Annotated in this window: 2 protein-coding genes; both read left to right on the top strand. The window is 35.0% G+C overall.

Annotation, left to right across the window (positions count from 1 at the left end; translation table 11 throughout):
- Positions 1 to 611 (top strand): DNA cytosine methyltransferase (locus tag SORDD16_RS11775; RefSeq protein ID WP_241733992.1); only part of this gene is annotated, 611 nt, incomplete at its 5' end.
- Positions 611 to 1,426: an Eco47II family restriction endonuclease gene (locus tag SORDD16_RS04940; protein WP_061452643.1), complete on the top strand. Its 816-nt coding sequence runs from the start codon at positions 611 to 613 to the stop codon at positions 1,424 to 1,426. The genes SORDD16_RS11775 and SORDD16_RS04940, both read left to right, overlap by 1 nt.
- Positions 1,427 to 1,544 lie beyond the last annotated feature (118 nt).

The raw sequence follows: 1,544 nt of genomic DNA, 5'->3' as shown, positions 1-1,544 counted from the left end.
CTTTTAGAACCATTATGGAAATTTTTGAAGCAGAGGGATATACTGTTCAATGGAAGGTGTTAAATGCTTGGGATTATGGAGTGGCTCAAAAGCGTGAGCGCATGATTATGGTTGGTACTAGAAATGATTTAGCAGATAAAATTTCATTTGAATATCCAATGCCACATGACTATAAACCCGTGTTGAGAGATATTTTACTAGATTGTCCTCTAAGTGAAGGGATTCAATATTCGGAGTACAAAAAACAGATTTTTGAACTCGTACCACCAGGAGGATATTGGCGAGATATCCCTGAAGATATTGCTAAAGAGTATATGAAATCTACATGGGATATGGGCGGAGGGAGAACTGGAATACTACGTCGAATGAGTCTAGATGAACCCTCATTAACAGTGTTGACTTCGCCTACTCAGAAACAAACGGAACGTTGTCATCCATTAGAAGCTCGCCCTTTTACAGTTCGTGAAAATGCTCGTATTCAAAGTTTTCCTGATGACTGGGTATTTCGAGGAAGTGTAGGAAATCAATATAAGCAAGTAGGAAACGCTGTACCAGTTAATTTGGCTTATGAAGTTGGAAGAAAAATAAAAGAAAGTTTGGAACAAATATGATTTGGGATTTAGCTTTTATTAGTGAAGAAGATTTTTCTAAACATGTCCAAGATACTATTTCAAAGTATGGTGACAAATTGAAATCATTTGACCTCAAGAGATTTAATAAGAATATTGTTGATCCTATCAAATTGATTTTTGATAAGGCCGTTTATCGTAGTTCATGGGACGAAATTATTAGCAACGAAATTTTTCGTCAGCGTGATAAGTCAAACAATAACGATATCGGTTATTTTCATCAAATTATTTTTAAATATATGAAAAATTGCCGTGTCCCTGATAATGGAAAAGAGGGTGGTTGGGATGTCATATATGAAAATCCGGAAGGGATTTATTTACCCGATGGTTCTTGTGTAAGCCGAATTTATGTTGAAATGAAAAATAAACATAATACTATGAATTCTGCATCATCAGGTAAAACGTTTATCAAGATGCAAAATCAGTTATTGAAAGATGATGATTGTGCTTGTTTCTTGGTTGAAGCTATTTCAAAGCAATCTCAAAATATTAAATGGGAGCCTAAAGTTGATGGCGAGAAGATGGGACACAAATTTATCCGTCGAGTCAGTCTCGATCAATTTTACGCTCTGGTAACTGGTGAGGAAGATGCGTTTTATAAGATGTGTATGACTTTACCATCAATAGTTGAAAAAGCGGTTGAAGAGATGGGAACCGAGATTGTTCCAAATGATACAGTTTTTGAAGAAATTATTTTGAAAGCTGAGGGAAATATTGAAGATGATGCTGATTTAGCAGTAGCAAGAGCGATATATCTTCTAGGGTTCTCAACTTACTTAGGATTTAAGAAAAGATAATCTTAGTACTTCTCATCTTTTTTGGGGTAGACTATTCTGATTGTCAGATAAGTATTCCCTAAAAAGGACAAATTGTTTTTTACCACGTGAGCTTATTCCCAAAATGGATAAGTTAAAT

Source organism: Streptococcus oralis, assembly GCF_001578945.1.
Classification (GTDB): Bacteria; Bacillota; Bacilli; order Lactobacillales; family Streptococcaceae; genus Streptococcus; species Streptococcus oralis_Q.
The sequence above is the reverse complement of the archived record's forward strand: the minus strand, read 5'-3'. Positions and strand labels throughout refer to the sequence as shown.